Origin of the sequence: Gillisia sp. CAL575 (genome assembly GCF_000403785.1) — a bacterium.
Classification (GTDB): Bacteria; Bacteroidota; Bacteroidia; order Flavobacteriales; family Flavobacteriaceae; genus Gillisia.
Map to the genome: position 1 here is coordinate 1 of NZ_APHJ01000027.1, position 21,050 is coordinate 21,050.

17 protein-coding genes and 2 tRNA genes are annotated in these 21,050 nt (G+C 33.0%); 9 read left to right on the top strand and 10 right to left on the bottom strand.

The window, feature by feature from the left end:
* Together I130_RS09745 and I130_RS09750 are read left to right on the top strand one after the other, a co-directional pair.
* Positions 1 to 73: transfer RNA gene (locus I130_RS09745), tRNA-Lys, on the top strand.
* A 69-nt stretch (positions 74 to 142) separates the two neighbouring features.
* A tRNA-Leu gene (locus tag I130_RS09750) sits at positions 143 to 226 on the top strand.
* Positions 227 to 381: 155 nt separating this feature from the next.
* On the opposite strand, the gene I130_RS09755 is transcribed toward I130_RS09750, so the two are convergent.
* Positions 382 to 831, bottom strand: a complete 450-nt coding sequence (locus I130_RS09755; RefSeq protein WP_034922344.1) for an RDD family protein — start codon at positions 829 to 831, stop codon at positions 382 to 384.
* 226 nt (positions 832 to 1,057) lie between these two features.
* Here I130_RS09755 and I130_RS09760 point away from each other — a divergent pair, with 226 nt between their 5' ends.
* From I130_RS09760 to I130_RS09780, 5 genes are read left to right on the top strand one after another with little or no spacing between them, the layout of a single operon-like run.
* Positions 1,058 to 1,957 carry a MerR family transcriptional regulator gene (locus I130_RS09760; protein WP_034922346.1) on the top strand — a complete coding sequence of 300 codons (900 nt, stop codon included), beginning with the start codon at positions 1,058 to 1,060 and terminating at the stop codon, positions 1,955 to 1,957.
* A complete protein-coding gene (locus I130_RS09765) occupies positions 1,957 to 3,423 on the top strand; it encodes a phytoene desaturase family protein (RefSeq protein WP_034922349.1) in 1,467 nt (488 codons plus the stop codon). The genes I130_RS09760 and I130_RS09765 overlap by 1 nt, the downstream gene beginning before the upstream one ends.
* Complete coding sequence (locus tag I130_RS09770) at positions 3,420 to 4,259, top strand: phytoene/squalene synthase family protein (RefSeq protein ID WP_034922352.1); 840 nt, start codon at positions 3,420 to 3,422, stop codon at positions 4,257 to 4,259. Before I130_RS09765 ends, I130_RS09770 begins: the two co-directional genes overlap by 4 nt.
* Positions 4,259 to 4,708 (top strand): sterol desaturase family protein, encoded by a 450-nt coding sequence (locus I130_RS09775; RefSeq protein WP_034922354.1) that lies wholly within the window; start codon positions 4,259 to 4,261, stop codon positions 4,706 to 4,708. Before I130_RS09770 ends, I130_RS09775 begins: the two co-directional genes overlap by 1 nt.
* 27 nt (positions 4,709 to 4,735) lie before the next feature.
* Positions 4,736 to 5,872, top strand: coding sequence for a lycopene cyclase family protein (locus I130_RS09780; protein ID WP_034922639.1), 1,137 nt, complete (start codon positions 4,736 to 4,738; stop codon positions 5,870 to 5,872).
* On the opposite strand, the gene I130_RS09785 is transcribed toward I130_RS09780, so the two are convergent.
* The 6 genes from I130_RS09785 to I130_RS09810 all read right to left on the bottom strand — a co-directional run bounded on the left by I130_RS09785 (position 5,864) and on the right by I130_RS09810 (position 13,965).
* A complete protein-coding gene (locus I130_RS09785; protein WP_034922357.1) occupies positions 5,864 to 6,424 on the bottom strand; it encodes a TlpA family protein disulfide reductase in 561 nt (186 codons plus the stop codon). The two genes, I130_RS09780 and I130_RS09785, sit on opposite strands and share 9 nt — an antisense overlap.
* 52 nt (positions 6,425 to 6,476) lie before the next feature.
* Complete coding sequence (locus I130_RS16245) at positions 6,477 to 7,235, bottom strand: XRE family transcriptional regulator (RefSeq protein ID WP_051119672.1); 759 nt, start codon at positions 7,233 to 7,235, stop codon at positions 6,477 to 6,479.
* 841 nt (positions 7,236 to 8,076) lie between these two features.
* Complete coding sequence (locus I130_RS09795; protein ID WP_034922359.1) at positions 8,077 to 10,344, bottom strand: aconitate hydratase; 2,268 nt, start codon at positions 10,342 to 10,344, stop codon at positions 8,077 to 8,079.
* A gap of 378 nt (positions 10,345 to 10,722) precedes the next feature.
* On the bottom strand, positions 10,723 to 11,676 hold the full coding sequence (locus I130_RS09800) for an AAA family ATPase (protein ID WP_034922363.1): 954 nt from the start codon (positions 11,674 to 11,676) through the stop codon (positions 10,723 to 10,725).
* A gap of 8 nt (positions 11,677 to 11,684) precedes the next feature.
* On the bottom strand, positions 11,685 to 13,142 hold the full coding sequence (locus I130_RS09805; RefSeq protein WP_034922365.1) for a peptidylprolyl isomerase: 1,458 nt from the start codon (positions 13,140 to 13,142) through the stop codon (positions 11,685 to 11,687).
* The gene (locus I130_RS09810) at positions 13,105 to 13,965 is read right to left on the bottom strand and encodes a hypothetical protein (protein WP_034922368.1); all 861 of its coding nucleotides are present in this window, start codon (positions 13,963 to 13,965) and stop codon (positions 13,105 to 13,107) included. Before I130_RS09810 ends, I130_RS09805 begins: the two co-directional genes overlap by 38 nt.
* Positions 13,966 to 14,594: 629 nt before the next feature.
* Between I130_RS09810 and I130_RS09815 the strand changes: the two genes are divergently transcribed.
* Both I130_RS09815 and I130_RS09820 read left to right on the top strand, forming a co-directional pair.
* Entirely contained in the window at positions 14,595 to 14,831 is a 237-nt protein-coding gene (locus I130_RS09815; RefSeq protein ID WP_034922371.1) for a hypothetical protein, read from the top strand.
* A 71-nt stretch (positions 14,832 to 14,902) separates the two neighbouring features.
* Positions 14,903 to 15,415, top strand: coding sequence for an OmpH family outer membrane protein (locus I130_RS09820; protein WP_034922373.1), 513 nt, complete (start codon positions 14,903 to 14,905; stop codon positions 15,413 to 15,415).
* Positions 15,416 to 15,542: 127 nt separating this feature from the next.
* Here I130_RS09820 and guaB read toward each other — a convergent pair whose 3' ends face one another.
* The 3 genes from guaB to I130_RS09835 form a co-directional block, all read right to left on the bottom strand.
* Entirely contained in the window at positions 15,543 to 17,015 is a 1,473-nt protein-coding gene (guaB, locus tag I130_RS09825; RefSeq protein WP_034922376.1) for an IMP dehydrogenase, read from the bottom strand.
* A 216-nt stretch (positions 17,016 to 17,231) separates the two neighbouring features.
* A complete protein-coding gene (locus tag I130_RS09830; protein ID WP_034922643.1) occupies positions 17,232 to 19,697 on the bottom strand; it encodes a TonB-dependent receptor in 2,466 nt (821 codons plus the stop codon).
* Positions 19,678 to 21,042, bottom strand: a complete 1,365-nt coding sequence (locus I130_RS09835) for an HTTM domain-containing protein (RefSeq protein ID WP_034922378.1) — start codon at positions 21,040 to 21,042, stop codon at positions 19,678 to 19,680. Before I130_RS09835 ends, I130_RS09830 begins: the two co-directional genes overlap by 20 nt.
* Positions 21,043 to 21,050 lie beyond the last annotated feature (8 nt).

Here is a 21,050-nt window from a genome sequence, read left to right on the forward strand (position 1 = left end):
GATTTGGTAGCTCAGTTGGTAGAGCATCTCCCTTTTAAGGAGAGGGTCCTGGGTTCGAGCCCCAGCCAGATCACTAAATTTTAGTACTTACTAAAATTTCTTTTACAGCCCTTTAGAAATTTCTTTTCTAATCGTGCATTTTGCCCGGGTGCTGGAATTGGTAGACAGGCATGGTTGAGGGCCATGTGTCCATTAGGGCGTGCGGGTTCAAGTCCCGCTCCGGGTACACTTTTTCCCCACAAAATTCCTTTCCCACTAAGATTTTTATATTTCAGTTTGAATAATTTTAATAATATTGTCTAAAACTATTCAAATTCCGAATTTCTTATTCTCCAAATAAAAATGATCTGCTTACCCTCGCTGAAAAAATTTTTAAATTATCTATTTCTTATCTTGTGTAATACCTTCTACAACTAAAGTCTCTGTAACTTTATCGTATAGATTCTGATTTTCTTTATCCCATAATAACCACACCACAGGAATTATTAAGAATCCTCCCAAGTATTTTAGCAATTCTCGGAACGCACCGTCTGAAGCAAACTTATATTCTTCTCCAGATTTAGATGAGATCACTTTAAGTCCTAATAACTTGTGACCTAAATTTCCTGAAAATAGCGGATAAAAAATGAAGCCTGTAATTATAGATGCTAAAGCAGAATAAAGAAAATCTGACATATTTACTTCCCTATTTAAATAGTCATCCAAAGAGCTTCCTTTTATTTTATAAAACACTAAGGTTATAAAAAGATAAATGATGCCTTCTAACAAATGTGCTAAAAGCCGCTTGCCTCTTGATGCAATTCTATATTGATATTCACCTATCTGCTCCATTATTTATAAATTAACTGTAAGTATATATTGTGCGCGAAAATATCATTTATAAATCAGCACCCCTATTAAAATTTAAATTGCGCTAAATATTCCAAATAGATCAATAAAAAACAAATCTGAAAAATTTATTTTGTTTAACTTTTTTCTGTTTTAATTAAACAATTAACGTTTCTATATACTTATTGAAGCTTATTATTTCCTATTTTTGTCTTTCTTGATAACTAAAATGGAACACATTAAACAGAATTTCAGCATTAAAGATTTAGAACACCTTAGCGGGATTAAGGCACATACTATTAGGATATGGGAAAAGAGGTATAATATACTTACTCCTAATAGAACAGAAACTAATATTAGAACCTACGACCTAGAAAGCCTACAAAAGATATTAAACGTGACTTTTTTAAATGGTCATGGATATAAGATTTCCAGAATCGCAAAATTATCTGATCCAGAAATTGGTAAGATGGTAAAAGAAGTAGCCGCTACCGCCAGTGAAGAAAATAGAGCTATTAATTCGTTTAAGATTTCTATGGTAAATTTTGATTCTAATTTATTTCATAAAACTTATCTTAATCTAATAAATTCTAAGAGTTTTAGAGAAATATTTTTAGAGATTTTTATTCCTCTATTGAATGAAATTGGCCTTTTATGGCAAACAGACACAATTAATCCAGTGCATGAACACTTTTTAGTGGGTTTAATAAAGCAAAAGCTATATTTAAATATAGCTCAACTAGAATCATCTGAGGATTATGAGGGAGAAGAGCTTTATGTGCTTTTCTTACCAGAAAATGAAATTCATGATCTTGGCATACTATATCTAAATTACGAGCTTAATTTTCATCATAAAAAGACAATATATCTTGGCCCTAGCATGCCTTTACATGATATGAGATATCTTTTAGATATTCATCCGAATCCTACCTTTATAAGTTACTTAACCACAGAGCCTAGGGAATTAACTGAATTCTTAAATGAATTTGATCGTGTTCTTAGTAAGGATAAAAAAATGGAATTAAATCTTTTTGGAAGTAAAATCCAATCTATAGATCCAAACAATCTTTCATCTAACGTTAAGATCTTCAAATCTATTCCTGAATTTGCTAATCAATTTTCGAATTAATGAGTAAAACAGTAAGCATTATTGGCTCTGGCTTTGCATCTCTGGCTGCAGCATCATATTTAGCAAAAGAAGGGTACCGAGTCTCGGTCTATGAGAAAAATAGTGAGCTTGGAGGACGCGCAAGACAATATAAAAGAGATGGATTTACATTTGATATGGGGCCTTCATGGTACTGGATGCCAGATGTGTTCGAGCGCTTTTTTGCTGATTTTGGTAAAACGCCGTCAGACTATTACACTTTAGATAAGTTGAACCCAGCTTATAAAGTTTTTTTTGAAGATGGAAAGAGCATTACCATTGAAGATACCTTAGAAAAAATTTATATCGCCTTTGAAAAAGAAGAAAAAGGTAGTTCCAAAAAGCTTAAAAAATTTATAGATAAGGCACAGAGCAATTATAACATTGCAATTAAAGATCTTGTTTATAGACCAGGTATATCACCTATTGAACTTATTACTCCAGCCACAATCAAAAAACTCGGACAGTTTTTTGGGACGATTGCATCAGATGTTCGCAGTGAATTTAAAAATAAAAATCTTATTCAAATATTAGAGTTTCCTGTTCTATTCCTAGGTGCAAAACCAAGTGATACGCCATCTTTTTATAGCTTTATGAACTATGCCGACTTTGGGTTAGGAACATGGCACCCTCGGGGCGGTATGAATCAAGTAATTCAGGGAATGATTTCATTAGCAGAATCATTAGGAGTTGAGTTTCATACAAATGCTCCTGTAGAAAGAATAAATATTTCTGATGGAAAAGTAAAAAGTATTTCTATAGATGGAAAAGAATTATATTCAGAAATTATTTTAAGCGGAGCAGATTATCATCACAGCGAAACCTTACTAGAATCTAAATACCGCCAATATTCTGAAAAGTATTGGGAGAAAAAGACTTTTGCTCCTTCCTCCCTACTTTTCTACGTTGGTTTTAGCAAAAAAATAAAAAATATAGAATATCATAACTTATTCTTTGATGTAGATTTTGAAGCCCACGCAAAAGATATTTACGACGTACCAAAATGGCCAAGTGACCCGCTTTTTTATGCCAATTTTACTTCTGTGACAGATAATAATACCGCACCAGAAAACTGTGAAAATGGTTTTTTCCTTATTCCTTTAGCACCTGGAATAGAAGATACCGAGGAATTGAGAAATGAATATTTTGAGAAAATCATTACTAGATTTGAAAAACTTACAAACCAAGAGGTTAGAAAATACGTTATATTTAAGGAGTCATTTTGCGTGAGTGACTTTATTAAGGAGTACAATAGTTACAAAGGAAATGCATACGGAATGGCAAATACGCTATTACAAACTGCATTTTTAAGACCAAAATTAATGAGCAGCAAAGTAAAAGGCTTGTTTTTTACTGGACAATTAACAGTTCCTGGTCCAGGAGTTCCTCCTGCACTAATCTCAGGGAAATTAGTGTCTGGTCTCATTCAAAAAGAATTTACAATATGAAATCGATTTTCGACACAGTGTCCCGCGCCTGCAGCAAGACTGTAACTAATTCGTATAGCACTTCGTTTTCGATGGCTACAAAAATGCTAGCTCCATCTATTCGGCAGGATATTTATAATATTTATGGCTTTGTAAGATTTGCAGATGAAATTGTAGATTCCTTTCATGACTTCAATAAAGAGGAATTACTAGAAGAGTTTACCTTAGACCTTTATAAAGCAATAGACCGTAAAATAAGTTTGAATCCTATTTTAAACTCTTTTCAAGAAACAGTACATAAATATCAAATAACATCTGAGCTTTATAATGCATTTTTAAAAAGCATGAAATTAGATTTACACAAATCCACATATCTTACTCAAGAGGATTATAAAGAATATATTTATGGAAGTGCAGATGTTGTAGGTTTAATGTGTTTAAAAGTATTTGTAAAAGGAGATAATATTAAATATGAAGAGTTAAAAGAATCTGCGATGAGTTTGGGTTCGGCCTTTCAAAAAGTTAATTTCCTAAGAGATCTAAAAGCAGATTTCGAAGATTTAAGCAGAAGTTATTTTCCGGATACTAATCTGGCTGCATTAGATGAAATTAGCAAGCAAAAGATTATTTTTGAAATTGAAGAAGATTTTAGTGCAGGTTTAAAAGGTATTGCTAAATTACCGGTAGAGGCAAAATTTGGAGTTTACACTGCCTATATATATTACAGCAAATTGCTACATAAATTAAAAAAGGTGCCTTCCCTAGAAATTAAGAATAAGCGCATTAGCGTCCCTAATTATCAAAAAGCGGGCTTACTAGCAAAATCTTACATCTCATATAGATTAAATTTAATATAATGGAATTCATACTTTGGATCGTAATTTTTATTGCTACCTTCTTAATAATGGAAGGAATGGCATGGTTTACCCACAAATACGTAATGCATGGTTTTTTATGGAAATTACATCAAGATCATCATAGAAAAGACCATAGTCATTGGTGGGAAAGAAATGATCTCTTCTTCGTTTTTTATGCCATAGTTAGTATCTCATTTTTTCTGTTATGGAGATATGATGATCTTTGGATAGGTTTACCAATTGGACTAGGAATCCTTGCCTACGGAATCGCATATTTTATGGTTCATGATATTTTTATTCACCAACGATTTAAAATATTTAGAAACGCAAATAACAAATATGCTAAAGGTGTAAGGAGAGCACACAAAATGCATCACAAACATTTAGGCAAAGATGAGGGAGAATGTTTTGGGATGCTTTGGGTACCTTTCAAATATTTTAGAAAATAATTTAATCACAGAAACAACTCCTATTTGGTGCCACAAAAATTCGATTATATTATTATTGGAAGTGGCTTAGCAGGACTTCAATTAGCGTATGCATTTAGTTTAGACCCGTATTTTGAAAATTTGAAGATTGCTATCATAGATCCATCTTCAAAAAAGACAAATGATAAAACCTGGTGTTTTTGGGAAAAAGGTCTTGGGCAATGGGATGAAGTTATTACACGATCTTGGAATCAGGGCGAATTTATTTCTACAAAAGCCCATATAAATTTAGAGCTATCTCCTTATGCTTATAAAATGCTCAGGTCCATTGATTTTTATAATTTTATAAGAGCAGCCCTAAAAGATAAAACCAACATAGATTTTATTATAGATGAGATTCAGGAGATTGAGGAATCTAAATTAATCGCATTAGGAAAGAAAGGAAAATATATAGCAACCCATTTTTTTGATAGTCGAATTGATTCTGACTATTTAGTTGATGAAAATTCCACTAAAATATTTCAGCACTTTAAAGGCTTTCATATTAAAACCAAAGCATCTGTCTTTGATAAATCCACATTTACTATGATGGATTTCAGAATAAAATTTCCAGATAGTACTAGTTTTACCTACATATTACCCTTAAACGATTCTGAAGCATTAATCGAATATACTTTTTTCACCCCATTTCTCACGGAAGAATCTATATATGACAAATATTTAAACACCTATATTAAAGATGTTCTAAAAGTGGATGAATATGAAATTATTGGGACTGAAAATGGAGTGATTCCTATGACCGACTATAATTTTCATAAAGCTAGTAGTCCAAAAGTTACTAAAATAGGTACTGCTGGCTCTTGGGTTAAAGGTTCTACTGGCTATTCCTTTAAACATACCGAAAAAAAAGTAGCGCAGTTAATTCAGAATATTAAAACTGGGAAAGATCCTAAAAATAATTTATTGAATAATAGGTCTAGATGGTATGATGCAATTTTTCTAGATGTTTTAAATAGACATAATGAGTTAGGAGAAGAGCTTTTTACCAAATTTTACTCAAAGAATTCTCCACAAGAAATATTCAGATATCTAGATGAAGAAACAAATTTAACTGAAGAATTAAAAATAATGTTTAGCCTTTATGATCCAGAGTTTGTTCGCTCATTTTTCAGAAAATTATTCTAAAAGTAGTTTATCTAAAGTTTCTCTAAGCTTTTCACTATTCCAATCTGCAGCTCCTACCTTTTCTATAACGATGGCGCCATTTTTACTAATTAAAAATGTAGTTGGCAGTGTATTCCCATTTAAAGGTTCTGGAGCCTCACTTAATGGCCTATATGCCGGGATTGAATAATTCTTACGGTTTAAAAAGCCTCGAACGGTTTCATGATCTTCAGAAGAAACAAATAAAAATTCCACTTTATCTTTATAATCGCGATATAACAATTCAAAACTTGGCATTTCAGCAATACAAGGAGGACACCAAGTAGCCCAAAAATTCACAATAACAACTTTGTTCTTTAAATCTGGGAATTCTAGCCTATCCTTATTATTTCTTTCTAAGACCCAGTTATAATCTGCAATTAATTCTCTGTCATCTTCGGAATTAACAGAGGGGCTAAAAGCCAACAATTTATTTACAAAAATTTGAATGGGTTTACGGGTACCGGGGATAATCATTGCAAGAATTATAACTGCGATAATTATATTTGACCATTGATTTTTAAAAAGCTTCATCTTAAAATATTCTTGTAGGTATTGGAATCAAAAATTAACCCAAAGTTACTATCTATTTGTTAAGACCAATCAGTTTTTTGTTCAATTTAAACAATTCTTTTTTCAAGAAATCTATTGATTCCTCCATGTTCTGTATCTTCCCTTTAGAAGCTATTTGATGATGTGGTAATACTACACTGCTAATTTTCCCCCTCACAATCATTGCTTGGTAAATTTCAGTTTTTAGAATTTTCTTTATTTGATCTGGTTCCAATTCATTGTCGCTTTCCAAAAGGAGATAATCTGTATTATTATCTAACCGAATACGTTTAACTAATATCCCGTTTTCAGTTATTAATAAAATTAAAGAACCATCCAAAATATTATCTATTTTAGGTTGATCTTGACAAATTAAAACGTCTCCAGAGAGCAGTGTGGGCGTCATACTATCTCCTGAAACTTCAAATAATTTTTGTTCAAAAGCTGGATTAAATCCAGGGATTCTGTACCAATCTGCAACTTCAAAACTGTTTTCCTCATGAAAATTTTTAATAAAACCAGCATGTGCAGATGCTTTTATAAGAGGAATAAATCCATTCGTTGGATCTATTTTAATTAAAAACCTATCACCTTTTAAAATAAAATCTGTTGTTACTTCATAAAGTTTACTCAAATTTATGATATGGCTTACAGCAATGCCATTTTGGGAGTTCTCAATTAAAGAATAAGCAGCTTGAGTAATAAATAATTTTTCTGCCACAAGAGTTTGGGAAAAGCCATTTTGCTTACGCAATCCTTTAATTCTATCTCCAATAAATATTCTCTGCGTCATTTTCAATCTTATTTCCGTTTAATAATTTAAACTCAGGCAACCGGTCTAAGATCGACTATTAAAGCTGAAAGAAATATGTTATAATGAATAATGATAAAAGGTAGTGAGAGTAGCATCTAAATTGTTAATAATATGTTAAAACTAAACATTATTGGATTGATCACATCAATTATCTCTATTTTAATATAAGTTTTATTTACAAATCAATAGTTTCAAAAAATTAATAATCAGTTTTTAAACATTTTCCTTTTTAGTGAAAACTAAGTGCAGCTCTTGGATTTTGAATTAAATATTCTGAAGTGAAATTTGAATAAATTATATTAAAGATTAATTATGCAATTGTAGGGTGTTGCCTGATTAATATAAAGAAACTCGGAAATTTTCCGGGTTTTTTATTTGCAATACTTCCAACTGTTTAAATATTACAAAATTGGTTATTTTAAACATACATTATGCTCAAATCCTTAGGCTTTTGTTTATAAGTGTTAATTATTTGTTAAACGAATACTTTGCTTTTTTTAAGCTTAATTAATCCCTAAATTTATTTTTTTTATTAAAATAGCATTTTTACTTGATTTTGCAATCCCTACCTTCTAAAATCAGGTTCTTTTGAATTGATCACTATTCGAGATTAATATAAATATTTTACCAGTCTGTGTTTATACAAATAATTTCATGTATGCACTTTTTAAAGTGTTTCATATAAAATGAACATGCATTTAGACTTTGACAATTAGTTGGTTGGTTAATAGTAGGGTATTAACTTTCATAACTAAAGAACCCAGGAAAATTAATTTTCCTGGGTTTGCTATTTGTATTAAATGAGAGTTTCACCTTTTATTTATGCATTGTTCTGGATCTTAATAAGGTTTAATGCAGAACCTCGTTTAAACCACTCTATTTGAGAGTCATTATATGTATGGTTCGCCTTAAAAGTATCCTTACTTCCATCTGCATGCACAACTTCAATAGTTAAAGGCTTATCTGGCGCAAATTGAGCTAGATCTACCAAGTTGAAAGTATCATCCTCCAGAATAAGATCATAATCTTTTTCATTTGCAAAAGTGATTCCTAACATACCTTGTTTTTTAAGGTTAGTTTCATGAATTCTAGCAAAAGATTTCACTAATACTACCATCACACCAAGATGTCTAGGCTCCATAGCTGCGTGCTCTCTAGAAGATCCTTCCCCGTAATTGTGATCTCCAACTACAATTGTTGGAATACCAGCAGCTTTATATTTTCTAGCTACTGCAGGTACACCGTCGTACTCACCTGTAATCTGGCTTTTCACGAAGTTTGTCTTCTTATTGAAAGCGTTAATAGCACCAATAAGCATGTTATTAGAAATATTGTCTAAATGTCCTCTAAACCTTAACCATGGCCCTGCCATAGATATATGGTCTGTAGTACATTTTCCAAATGCTTTAATCAGTAATTTTATTCCAGTAAGATTTTTACCATCCCAAGGCTCAAAAGGTTCAAGTAACTGCAAACGCTCACTATCTTTAGCAACTTTTATCACTACTTCACTTCCATCATCTGATGGCGCAACATATCCAGCCTCTTCTACATCAAAACCTTTTGGAGGAAGTTCTATTCCAGTTGGTTCATCCAACATCACTTCTTCTCCATCTTCATTAAGTAATTTATCTCTGGTAGGATCAAAATCTAGTCTTCCAGAGATTGCTATTGCAGCAACCATTTCCGGAGAACCTACAAATGCATGAGTATTTGGATTCCCATCTGCTCTCTTAGAGAAATTCCGGTTAAATGAGTGAACTATGGTATTTTTTTCATCTCCTTTTCTATCACTTCTATCCCATTGCCCAATACAAGGTCCACAAGCGTTCGTGAATATAGTAGCATCTAAATCTTCAAAGATCTGAAGCAATCCATCTCTCTCTGCCGTAAAACGGATAGTTTCTGAACCAGGATTAATACCGAAATCTGATTTCGCTTTTATTTTTTTATCTACAGCTTGCTTCGCGATTGAAGCAGCTCTTGTTAAATCTTCATAAGATGAATTTGTACATGAGCCAATTAGACCCCAATCAACTTTTAAAGGCCAATCATTCTCTTTAGCCTTCTCTCTCATTTCTGAAATAGGAGTAGCAAGATCTGGCGTAAATGGACCATTTAAGTGAGGTCTTAATTCAGTTAAATTAATCTCTATAACTTCATCAAAATATTGTTCTGGATTTGCATAAACATCGTCATCTCCAGTTAAATGCTCTCTAATTTCATTTGCTGCTGCTGCAACATCTGCTCTATTGGTAGCATTTAAATAACGTTCCATAGAATCGTCATATCCAAAAGTAGAAGTTGTAGCTCCAACCTCTGCACCCATATTACAAATAGTTCCTTTACCTGTACAAGACATAGATCTAGCACCTTCACCAAAATATTCTATAATCGCTCCAGTACCACCCTTAACCGTTAGAATACCAGCTACTTTCAAAATAACATCTTTAGCAGAGGTCCATCCAGAAAGTTTACCAGTTAATTTAACTCCAATTAATTTTGGGAATTTTAGCTCCCAAGCCATACCTGCCATAACATCTACAGCATCTGCACCCCCAACTCCAATAGCAACCATTCCTAATCCTCCTGCATTTACAGTATGAGAATCTGTACCAATCATCATTCCACCTGGAAAAGCATAATTTTCTAGCACTACTTGGTGTATAATCCCTGCACCAGGCTTCCAAAATCCAATTCCGTATTTATTGGAAACAGATTCTAGAAATTCAAAAACTTCATGACTTGATTTGTTAGCGGAAACTAAATCTATAGCTGCTCCCATTTTCGCCTGAATCAAGTGATCACAGTGAACAGTAGTTGGAACTGCAACATTCTTTTTTCCAGCTTGCATAAACTGAAGTAAAGCCATTTGTGCAGTTGCATCCTGACAAGCAATTCTATCTGGAGCAAAATCTACATAATCTTTACCACGTTTAAATGCTTGATTAGAATCTGCATCCCATAAATGAGAATAAAGTATTTTTTCTGAAAGTGTTAAAGGCTTTCCAACAACATCTCGTGCTTTATTTACACGATCTGCCATTTGACTATAAACCTTTTTGATCATATCTATATCGTATGCCATATTTTATTTGATTTTATGTTCTAAAAAAGTCTTGCGAATTTACGAAATTCAACCGAATTTTAAAAATTAGAACTAAAATTGAACAATAATTAAAGTATTTTTAAATAATCAGACCTTATAATATCAATACTTTAATTTGAATCAAATCTGCAGTCCAATTTTAAGAATATGATAAATTGAAAGGATATTTAGTGCTAGGTAAAGAATAACTATTTCGAATGAAAAATGTAGAGTAGTTAGTAATTCGCCTATATAATAATCAATTTTAAACGCAATGATTAAATAGATTCCTTGAAATAATAACATATCTCGACTCCAGTGGGTAGTAACCTACCTATATTATATTCAATTCAAAAATGAAGAATTGCAAAATAATTCTTAGAACAAGGATTGAATAATTTGATCTTCTGTGATCCCTTCTGCTTCAGCTTTATAATTTCTTATAATTCTATGTCTAAGAATTCCAGATGCAACCGCTTGTATGTTTTCTATATCAGGAGAGAATTTTCCATTTAAAATAGCATGCGCTTTGGCAGCTAGCACCAAATTCTGTGAGGCTCTGGGCCCTGCTCCCCAATCTACATAATTCTTTATAAGTTCTGGGGTAGCTTCTCCATTGGGTCTGCTCTTCCCAACCATTCTAACCGCATATTCAATCACGTTATCTGGAACCGGCACTCTTCTAACCAATTTCTGAATTTCTATAATTTCTGAAGCTGAAAACAAAGGATTTACAACTTGCTCTATATTAGAAGTAGTTGCTTTTACTACATCTACTTCTTCCTGAAAAGATGGGTAATCTAAATTAATAGCAAACATAAATCTATCCAATTGTGCCTCTGGTAAAGGATAAGTTCCCTCCTGCTCTATTGGATTTTGAGTTGCCAGAACAAAATATGGCAAACTAAGCTTGTAATGATTTCCCGCAACAGTCACAGATCGCTCCTGCATGGCCTCTAGCAAAGCTGCCTGAGTCTTTGGCGGGGTTCTATTAATCTCATCGGCCAGAATAATATTCGAAAATATTGGGCCTTTTATAAATTTAAAATGCCTGTTCTCATCTAAAATTTCCGAGCCTAGAATATCACTTGGCATTAGATCTGGGGTAAACTGAATTCTTTTAAAATCCAGTCCCAAAGCTTTTGCAATGGTATTAACCATTAAGGTTTTTGCTAAGCCAGGAACACCTATTAATAATGCATGACCTCCGGAAAAAATTGACAAGAGGATTTGATCTATAACTTCCTCTTGACCAACAATTACCTTCGCTATTTCCTTTTTAAGAAGTCGATGTTTATCAACTAAATTTTCTACAGCGGTGACATCAGACATTTAGTTTATTATTTCTTTAACCAATTACGATCAAAAGTACAATCACGGAATTTACCGTTGATCTTAATATAGGTATTAGCGATTTTTTCATTTTGCCATTCCCCAATTGCCTCAAGTTGTTTATCTCTTAATGCCAATTCTTTGATCTTCATATAATCTTGAACAAAATCTGCTTTATGTTCTTTATACCTCTTATTAAGAGTAATAATTTTAAAGAAAATCTTTCCAGTTCTTTCCTGGTCTTTTAATACCAAGGAAACATCCCCTTCCTTTAAATTTCCCACTTGCTCGTAGAGTTCTGGATCTATTTTAGTAAGTTCAAATCTAGTATCACCATTGGTAGGATTTATTAACTTACCGTTATTTGCAGCAGTTTGCTCTTCATCTGAAAATTGTTTAGCTGCAGCTCCAAAGGTGATTTCTTTGTTTTGAATTTTAACTCTTAAACTATCTATTTCAGCTTTTGCACTTTCAACAGTAGCGTTGGTAACATCTGGTATCAACAAGATATGTCTAATCTCAAGATTCTGTCCAATTACCTTTTCAACTTTAATTATATGATAACCAAATTGTGAAGCAAATGGCTCACTAACTTCTCCTTCTTGCAAACTGAAAGCAGTGTCTTTAAAATCTTTATCCAGACCATCCTTTCTTGTAATCACCATTCTACCTCCATCACTACTAGAACCTGGATCTTGTGAGTAAAGCACAGCTTTAGTTCCAAAACTTGCTCCATTATCTACAATATCTTCTCTAAATTGATTAAGTCTATCTATTACCTTTTGCTTTTCAGCTTCAGGCACTTCAGGTTTAATTATAATTTGAGAAATCTCTACTTCATCACCAAAAAATGGACGTTCTTCTGCTGGGATATTATCAAAATAAGATCTTATTTCTTCTGGAGTAATTTCCACTTTTTCAATAATGCTTTGTTGCATTCTTTTAGAAAGCTCCTGCTGCTTATTCAACTCAAATAATTCATTTCTAAAATCATCTTCAGAATCTCTTTTATAGAAATTCAAAACTTTTTGCATAGAACCAACTTGTCCTACCATTTGTGTGATTTGCTGATCTACGTAATTTCTAACTTCAGCATCAGAAACAAGAATACTGTCCTGTATAGCGTGGTGAGCATATAATTTATTTTCTAATAAACTACCAGCTAATTGGCAATCTGTAATATCTTCAGTAGAAACACCTTGACTTTTAAGATCTTTATACATAAGATCTATATCGCTGTCTAAAACTACATAGCCTCCAACAACTGCTGCAATTCCATCTACTTTATATCGCTGAAAATCTGCTGACTCCTCTTTAACTTCAGCTAACTCTACAGTCGGCTGAATTGCTGTACTGTCGGTTACTATTACTTCTTGCGCTTTAACCGTGCTATTAAACCCAATTAAGAGTGTTCCTATAGCTATTCCTTTAATTATATATTTCAAATTGTTTGTTTTCAATCGCATCTCTTGTTATATCTTTTTCTAATTCTTTTACCAAATTGGCTTTTCGCTTATTAAGCAGGATCTGTTTTATTGTGGAAACCGCATATTCCAGCGGGGCTTGATCGTTCCTTAGTAACACGTCGTTTACATACACCAAATATACCTCTAATGAATCTTCAAGCTGAAGAAAATTTGACTTTTTTAAAAGTTGAGATTTATTTCCGTCATTTAAAGGAATAATTCTATTATAAACCGATTTTGTACCTACCCATACTGAATCATTAAAGGAGTAGGATTTAAACTGAAGTGAAATTTTATCAAGATCAGATTTATCTGCTTCGTTAAACCTAATGAACTTTCTTTTTACATCATCAAAATCCAGATTGTTAGGAAGATTAATAAATCTTAATTTCACTAGATCTTCATTGAGTCTAAAATTCTCCAGATGCTCATTGTAATATTCTTCAATTTCATTCTGATTGAAAGTGGTATCCAATCTTTTTGCAACCATAGCATCTGCATAGGCTTTACTATAAAGTTCGTTTTTATAGTTACTTACCAATTCATCAAATTCCTTTTGCTGCGCAGTACTTAAATTAAATTTTGCTTTATCTATTAATAATTGCTGGGTAGCCCATCTTTTAATAAAATCATTAACCATCAATGTACTGTCTTCACCTGAAACACCTTCCCCAACTAGAGACTGTATTTCATCTACATATAAATAGTTTTCATTAACCCGCGCAACCACTTCCCGCTCTTCTGCCGTTTGAAAATAATTACAACTTTGCAATAGGATTAGACAACCAAGGGATACTATAAATTTCGAAATATGATTCTCCATTGTTGGCAGATAACTTTAATAGTAAAATGCATTTTTAATTAAAGCAGAATGACCTGAGTATTATAAAAATACAGCCACAAAAATAATAATTCCTTAAGCTTATACAAGCTATAATGACTAAACGATTCAAAATACGAGAAATTATGCCCTTCAAAACTATTTTATCTGAAGTATTTTAGGAACCTAACCAAAATGATACCAAGATGAAATATTCAAAAGAAATTATCATCGATTTACTTAGGAGAGAAGTAATTGCTAAAATGCAAGATCTTGATAATTTTTAGCATTGCCATTTAAGTTTTATAACTTATAAACATATTAGTGGAAATCCAAGTTATTAAGATTCATGTACTATAGAAATGTTAGAAACTATACAAAGAAATAACGTCCCAATTAAACTCTTTGTAACATATAATGCCAAAGGAGTCTTTAACAAACAGAAGAATTATTTTGAAGAAAATGGAAACAATTCGACCAAATGAATATAAGATAATGAGTTTGAATTATCGGGTTTCATAAAAATAATTGCATTTTTGACGCCAAGGTCTTTCAAAAACTAATTTATAAATACTTGAAACATTTTAAAGCTTTGCCGAAAATGCTGAAAGCGCCCTAAATCATTAAAACTAATGGAGAGACAAATTAAACTTATCTGGGATTTTAGAGGTCCCGAAGCTTTACCAATAGCCAAACATCATGAGATCCACTTAAAGGATTTTATAAAAGCTGAAAAAATAACAGAGAGAGACCTAACAGGTTTTGAAGAAATAAGTGAATTACACGCGATTGCTTTTTGGGTAGTGCCAGAATCTGAAATCAAAAAATACCGGGATGTATTAAAACCCAATAGAGCAACGGTTTATTAAATATGATCTTTTTAGCATTAAACATATAATTATTTAATTGTCTCTACTATATTTGAAAAAATTAAAATATCATGAAAAACATTTTACTGGCGTTAGCCATTTTTATTACGAGCATTAGCATACAAGCGCAAACTAAAATTGGGACTATAGATGCAGAATATATTCTTGCACAAATGCCCGAAATTGCATCTGTTGAAGAAGGCTTAAAGACTTATAACGCTAAACTTCAAGAAGACATGAAGGCTAATATTGCGAAATACGAAGAATTAGTAGCTAGCTATCAAGCTAATAAAACCACGTTTACAGAAGAAGAAAAGTCTACTAAAGAATCTGAGATCATTTCTATTGAAAACGATATTAAAAATTTCAGACAAAAAGCCTCTGTTCTTATACAAGTAAGACGTAACGAATTAACCCAACCACTTTATTTAAAAATTGACACAGCAATGAAAGTTATTATTGCTGAAGAAAAATATACCCAAGTATTTAATGCTAGTTTTAATGGTTTGGCATTTTCAGACGAAAAGTATGATATTACAGATGCTGTGATGAAAAATTTAGGGATAGAAATCACTAAAGAATAAGTTGAATTATATTCATAAAAAAAGCTGCTTCAAATGAAATGAGGCAGCTTTTTTTATGTTTAAATATTTTAAGAATGAAGCATAATAAACCAAATTGAAAATTACACTTAGTTCAATACAACAACTTCTATCTACTATAATTCGGAGATTCGTTAGTGATCGCAACATCGTGAGGATGACTTTCATTAATTCCGGAAGAAGTGATTTTCACAAATTTCCCAGTCTCTTTTAAAGTTTCAATATCTTTAGCTCCGCAATAACCCATTCCAGCTCTAAGGCCTCCAACAAATTGATGGATACTTTCCTCTAACTCTCCTTTATAAGGAACACGCCCAACAATTCCTTCTGGAACTAGTTTTTTAATATCATCTTCAACATCTTGGAAATATCTGTCTTTAGAACCTTGTTTCATAGCCTCTACAGATCCCATTCCGCGATAAGATTTGAACTTTCTACCTTCATAAATAATAGTTTCTCCTGGAGATTCCTTAGTTCCGGCAAGCAAAGATCCTAGCATTACACAATCTGCTCCAGCTGCAATTGCTTTAGGAATATCTCCTGTATAGCGAATTCCACCATCTGCAATGACAGGTATTCCGGTTCCTTTTAAAGCAGCTGCAACTTCCAATACTGCAGAGAATTGAGGGAATCCTACTCCCGCAACAACTCTAGTAGTACAAATAGATCCTGGTCCTATCCCAACTTTTACAGCATCGGCACCAGCATCTACTAAATACTTAGCAGCTTCAGCTGTAGCAATATTTCCCACCACTACTTCTAATTCTGGAAATTTAGCTTTGATATTTTTTAGTACTTCTACAACTCCTTTAGTATGACCGTGGGCAGTATCTATTATAATTGCATCTACCCCAGCTTTTACTAATGCGCTAGCGCGTTCTACAGAATCTGCAGTAACACCAATAGCTGCTGCAACACGAAGTCTTCCGTAGCTATCTTTATTTGCATTTGGCTTTAAAGTAAGTTTTGTAATATCTCGAAAAGTAATAAGTCCAATCAATATATCCTGATCGTTTACAACTGGTAACTTTTCAATTTTATTTTTCTGCAAGATCACCTCAGCTTCTTCCAAAGAAGTTCCTTCAGAAACAGTTACCAAATTTTCTGAAGTCATTACTTCAGAAATAGGCCTATTATTATTTTTTTCGAATCTTAAATCTCTATTCGTTACAATTCCAAGTAATTTACCAGCTTCATCAACAATAGGAATTCCCCCAATACTGTGCTCCTTCATATTATTCTTAGCATCCTGAACTTTAGCCGAGAGAGGCAAAGTAACTGGGTCTATGATCATCCCACTTTCCGCACGTTTTACTTTTCGAACCTTCAAAGCCTGCTCGTCTATACTCATATTCTTATGCAACACTCCAATACCACCTTCTCGAGCCATAGCAATAGCCATTTTGCTCTCAGTAACCGTATCCATAGCAGCGGATATTATTGGTACATTAATAGTAATATTTTTTGTGAATTTTGTGCGAATACTTACGTCGCGAGGGAGAACTTCTGAATATGCAGGAACTAATAATACGTCATCGTATGTAAGTCCTTCTCCTACTATTTTGGAATCGTGTGCAGTCATGGCAATTAAAGATTTAATTGCGTGCAAATATAGGGTTTAAATCTTAGAAAAGCAGAATCTTTATAGTTAAGTAATTATAATCCAGAATCTATAAGCTCAGAACTATTTAGCTAAATTGTCCGCCCTTAGCAGATCTCTATCGCTTTGCTTTGCTGAGCCTGATAAGGCTAGCCTAAATAGATGTTAATTATTATAATTATTAAGCTTTAGCCCGAACTAAATTTTTATTTGTAAGGTTGCATACCATGTTATTGGTTGGGCTGGAATAATTCCAGGACCAGGATAACCCGTAGCTCTTCGAGTAAAATAAGAATTATCCAATAAGTTGTTTATTCCTGTCTCCAGTTTAAATTTACCCAAACTATAAGATGCAGAAAGATCCATTATTCCATAAGCTGGAACTGAGCCTTCTATACCTCGATTGTTTTCCGATTTAACTTGTGGAGCATTTGTAGCATCTGTAAACTGACTAGACAAATAGGTGTACTGTAAACCTGCAAGAAAGTTTTTATAACCAAAGTTCAAACCTGTTTTTAAATTTACTGCCGGAATAAATTCAACTTCATTTCCTTTAACGTTGATCTCCTCTGAACTGCTGTATTCAGAATTTGTAAATGCTGCATTTACAAAAGCACTTAACTGATAGTTTTCTGCAGACTGAAAAAAGCTGTTTCTTATATTCCATTCGGCAAATGTTTCAAGACCATAAATAAAAGCATCTCCTATATTTCCTCTAAATCTTACAAGTCTTCCAGTCTCCTCAATTACTCCTTGAGCATTTACGCGTTCTTCTGGTCTTAGAACTTCACCTATCCTATCATTATATTTTAATGCAAAAATACTCACATCATAGGAAATATAGTTTTTTAACTGACCACGAATTCCAATATCTGAGGTAAATCCTTCTTCATCATTAATATTTTCATCTACTTGGAAACTCGGGTTTATTACTCTAATATCATTAAATGTAACCGATCTGTAATTTTGTGAAAAATTAGCGTAAAGTTCATTTGAGGCATTTAAATTATAACTACTTCCAACTCCTAGCAAAATAAAATTACGTTCAAATTTTCGATTATCATCAATAGTCTCATTTAATAAAGTGTTTTCTGCATTATCCTTTATTATATTTTTATAAAAACCATCAGACTCGGTATTGATATATTCAAACCTAAACCCTGGAGTTACAGAAAAGTTATTTGTGATGTTGAAAATGTTCTCTCCAAAAAATGCAAGGTTTTTATTTGGAAATTCAAATACTGATTGTCTTTCATAGTCTGGAAATTCTGCGGTTGCAAAATCAAAATCTGGCCCAGCTGAGGCACTTCCCGCTCCTTGCTGCTGTTGATTGGAAGCTTGATAATATTTACTTCCTAACAACAAGACAGATTCTTCTTCAAATAAATTATATCTGGTTAGTATTCTGGCTTCAGCTCCCCAGTTGGAAAAATCATCTACCAATAATTCCCTAGGCTCTTCAGGATCATCAGCCTGTGCTACTCTATTCTGTCTAAATCCTAAAGCCTTACGGGTGGCATCAAGGCCAAAAATATTCAAACTAAAATCTGTTTTATCAGAAAATTTATGTTCTAGTTGCAATGCAAAAAGATTCCAATTAACATCAAACCAGTTGCGGGAACGATTGCTAAAATCTGGATCATCATAAAACTGAGAATCTGTTAATCCTCCCGGTTGTTGAGCTAGATAATCTAAATAAGTATACTCAAAGCTAATTTTGGTTCTCTCATTAAATTTCCAACCCAAATGTGCGAAGGCATTATGAGAATCATATTCTGAATTCGGCCTAAAACCTTTACCGCCTTTATAATTATAATATGTATAATAACTAAATTTTCCCACCGTACCACTAAGACTATTAAAGCTCGTGAAAAGATTATAAGACCCCACAGATTGACGGGAAATGAGCTCTATTTCTTTATCTGGCACCGGATCTTTAAATCTAAAATTAATAAGACCTCCAAACTGGGTACCATATTGTAACGAAGCAGCACCACGTACCACTTGTATTTCTTTCAAAGCTTCTGGTGGCGGAGTGTAGTAACTTTCCGGATAACCCAACACATCTGCAGAAATATCGTAGCCATTTTGCCGAGTATTAAAGTTTTGGGTTCTATTTGGATCCAATCCTCTACCTCCAATATTCAGTTGTAAACCGGCATCTCCGTTATCGTAGATATTTAATCCTACAACTTGGCTATAAATCTGTCTTGCATTATTTGCCGCTAGATTTGCGGATACTTTATCCATGACCACCACTTCACTTTTCTTTCCCGCATAGATCGCAGTACCCTCTACTTTTCGCAATTTTCTCAAAGCGAATATTTGCTCTCTCCTATTGGTGATCATCACTTCATTAAGACTTTCAGCTAGAGGAGAAAGTTCAAAGTTAATTTCAGTATTCCCAGTTATCGTTAACTCCCGTTCAATGATCTCATACTCGTAACTAAATACTGCAAAAATATAAGTTCCTTTTTTTAGAGAGTTGAATTTAAATTCTCCATTTTCATTAGCTACACTTGGTTTCCCTGTCGTCTTATTCCAGATTTCAGCGTTAGGAATAGGCTGTCCGGTTTCTGAAGAAGTCACATTACCAGTTAATGAATATTGAGCATTCATAAATAGGCTAAAAAAGAAAAATATACTAAAGACCTTTAATTTCATCATAAAATGGTAAAATGAATGTTTTGTGTTCAAAAGAGTCGTCAAAATTAAGCAAATTAACATCGGCACTTATATAGGGCTTACTTTTTCTACCATTAAGACCTACATAACTTTCTACATAGACTTCAATGTTGCTATGACCCTCTTTTCTGAAATGATCTGCAAGAAAATGAGCGTATTGTAAAATAAAATCTGGCTGAAAAGACATCTGCTTTTCCTGAAATGGAGTTAGAAAATCTGAATTATTTACGTAGAACCTTTTGCCTGAATCGGCATCTACAACTTTAAATTCGGCATACCCCGCTTTTTCCATTAACATTACTCTCCATGAGAATCTATAGCCTTCTTCTGTCCAAAAAAGTTCGTTGGAATACAACAAATATCGCCATGGAAGGATTAACTGTAGAATGAAGAAAATAGCAACTACCAAAATTGTAAACTTTTTCTGTTTCGGTTTATTTTGGAATAACTTATTATTATCAAATTTAACTTTGCTTATATTAAACCAGGAAGAAATCTTATTCAAAATTTGGTGATGTACTCTTGGACTGAAAAATATTAAAGCACTTACTATCATAATATAGGGAAACATCCCAATAGGAAATAAAACCCTTGTAAGAACATGAAAAATGATCACCGCCAAAAATGCAGCAAATCTTGTTCTTCTGTATAACAATAAGAAAGGGATTAAAAGATCATAGAGCATACCACTCCAACTGAAGGCATAAGAAATCCATTCCTGTTGCATAAGATCTCCTAAAAAAGGAAGATCATATTTTGAGGGGAGCCAGATCTTTAATGGCATTGCTCTAATTAACCAATCTGAATTAAGTTTAGCAAGACCGGCATAGAAATAGACAATTGCAAGCAAAAGTTTGATACAATCTATACACCAGCGTGGTATTTTTTGAAAAGCTTTTCCCGAATTCTTCCAAGCATCTAAAGAAAAGTAGGAATTCGCGGGTAAAAAAATGAGTATGAAACTAAGAATACTAATAAAGTAATAGTGGTTTAGATAAGTAGTCTTATCCATTAGTTCAATATAGGTGAAACTAAGGAAAAAAGTGATGATAGCTATACGATACTTATAACCTATGGCCACAAAAAAGGCTGCTAAACCACATATTATAAAAAGTAAATAGGTGAAATCGCCAAGCGGTTTCACCCATTCAAATCCGTAATAACTAAAATGAAATTTGGGAGTTATATATAGTTTTTCAATCCATCCGTTCAAGTAAAAACGTATAATACTAGCCAACATCAATATTCCAAATCCTATGCGAAAAACTGCTAATGGAGCGGCATCGGTAAAAGAGTTGAAATATTTAGTCACGGACCGCCTCATCTGCTAAT

What these genes read in the sequence shown, in the direction of transcription:
- I130_RS09785 (WP_034922357.1), bottom strand. Translation starts at nt 6,424, where the DNA reads ATGAAGCTTTTTAAAAATCAATGGTCAAATATAATTATCGCAGTTATA.
- I130_RS09815 (WP_034922371.1), top strand. Translation starts at nt 14,595, where the DNA reads ATGGAGAGACAAATTAAACTTATCTGGGATTTTAGAGGTCCCGAAGCT.
- I130_RS09755 (WP_034922344.1), bottom strand. Translation starts at nt 831, where the DNA reads ATGGAGCAGATAGGTGAATATCAATATAGAATTGCATCAAGAGGCAAG.
- I130_RS09770 (WP_034922352.1), top strand. Translation starts at nt 3,420, where the DNA reads ATGAAATCGATTTTCGACACAGTGTCCCGCGCCTGCAGCAAGACTGTA.
- I130_RS09835 (WP_034922378.1), bottom strand. Translation starts at nt 21,042, where the DNA reads ATGAGGCGGTCCGTGACTAAATATTTCAACTCTTTTACCGATGCCGCT.
- I130_RS09820 (WP_034922373.1), top strand. Translation starts at nt 14,903, where the DNA reads ATGAAAAACATTTTACTGGCGTTAGCCATTTTTATTACGAGCATTAGC.
- I130_RS09795 (WP_034922359.1), bottom strand. Translation starts at nt 10,344, where the DNA reads ATGGCATACGATATAGATATGATCAAAAAGGTTTATAGTCAAATGGCA.
- I130_RS09775 (WP_034922354.1), top strand. Translation starts at nt 4,259, where the DNA reads ATGGAATTCATACTTTGGATCGTAATTTTTATTGCTACCTTCTTAATA.
- I130_RS09800 (WP_034922363.1), bottom strand. Translation starts at nt 11,676, where the DNA reads ATGTCTGATGTCACCGCTGTAGAAAATTTAGTTGATAAACATCGACTT.
- I130_RS16245 (WP_051119672.1), bottom strand. Translation starts at nt 7,235, where the DNA reads ATGACGCAGAGAATATTTATTGGAGATAGAATTAAAGGATTGCGTAAG.
- guaB (WP_034922376.1), bottom strand. Translation starts at nt 17,015, where the DNA reads ATGACTGCACACGATTCCAAAATAGTAGGAGAAGGACTTACATACGAT.
- I130_RS09765 (WP_034922349.1), top strand. Translation starts at nt 1,957, where the DNA reads ATGAGTAAAACAGTAAGCATTATTGGCTCTGGCTTTGCATCTCTGGCT.
- I130_RS09830 (WP_034922643.1), bottom strand. Translation starts at nt 19,697, where the DNA reads ATGAAATTAAAGGTCTTTAGTATATTTTTCTTTTTTAGCCTATTTATG.
- I130_RS09810 (WP_034922368.1), bottom strand. Translation starts at nt 13,965, where the DNA reads ATGGAGAATCATATTTCGAAATTTATAGTATCCCTTGGTTGTCTAATC.
- I130_RS09805 (WP_034922365.1), bottom strand. Translation starts at nt 13,142, where the DNA reads ATGCGATTGAAAACAAACAATTTGAAATATATAATTAAAGGAATAGCT.
- I130_RS09760 (WP_034922346.1), top strand. Translation starts at nt 1,058, where the DNA reads ATGGAACACATTAAACAGAATTTCAGCATTAAAGATTTAGAACACCTT.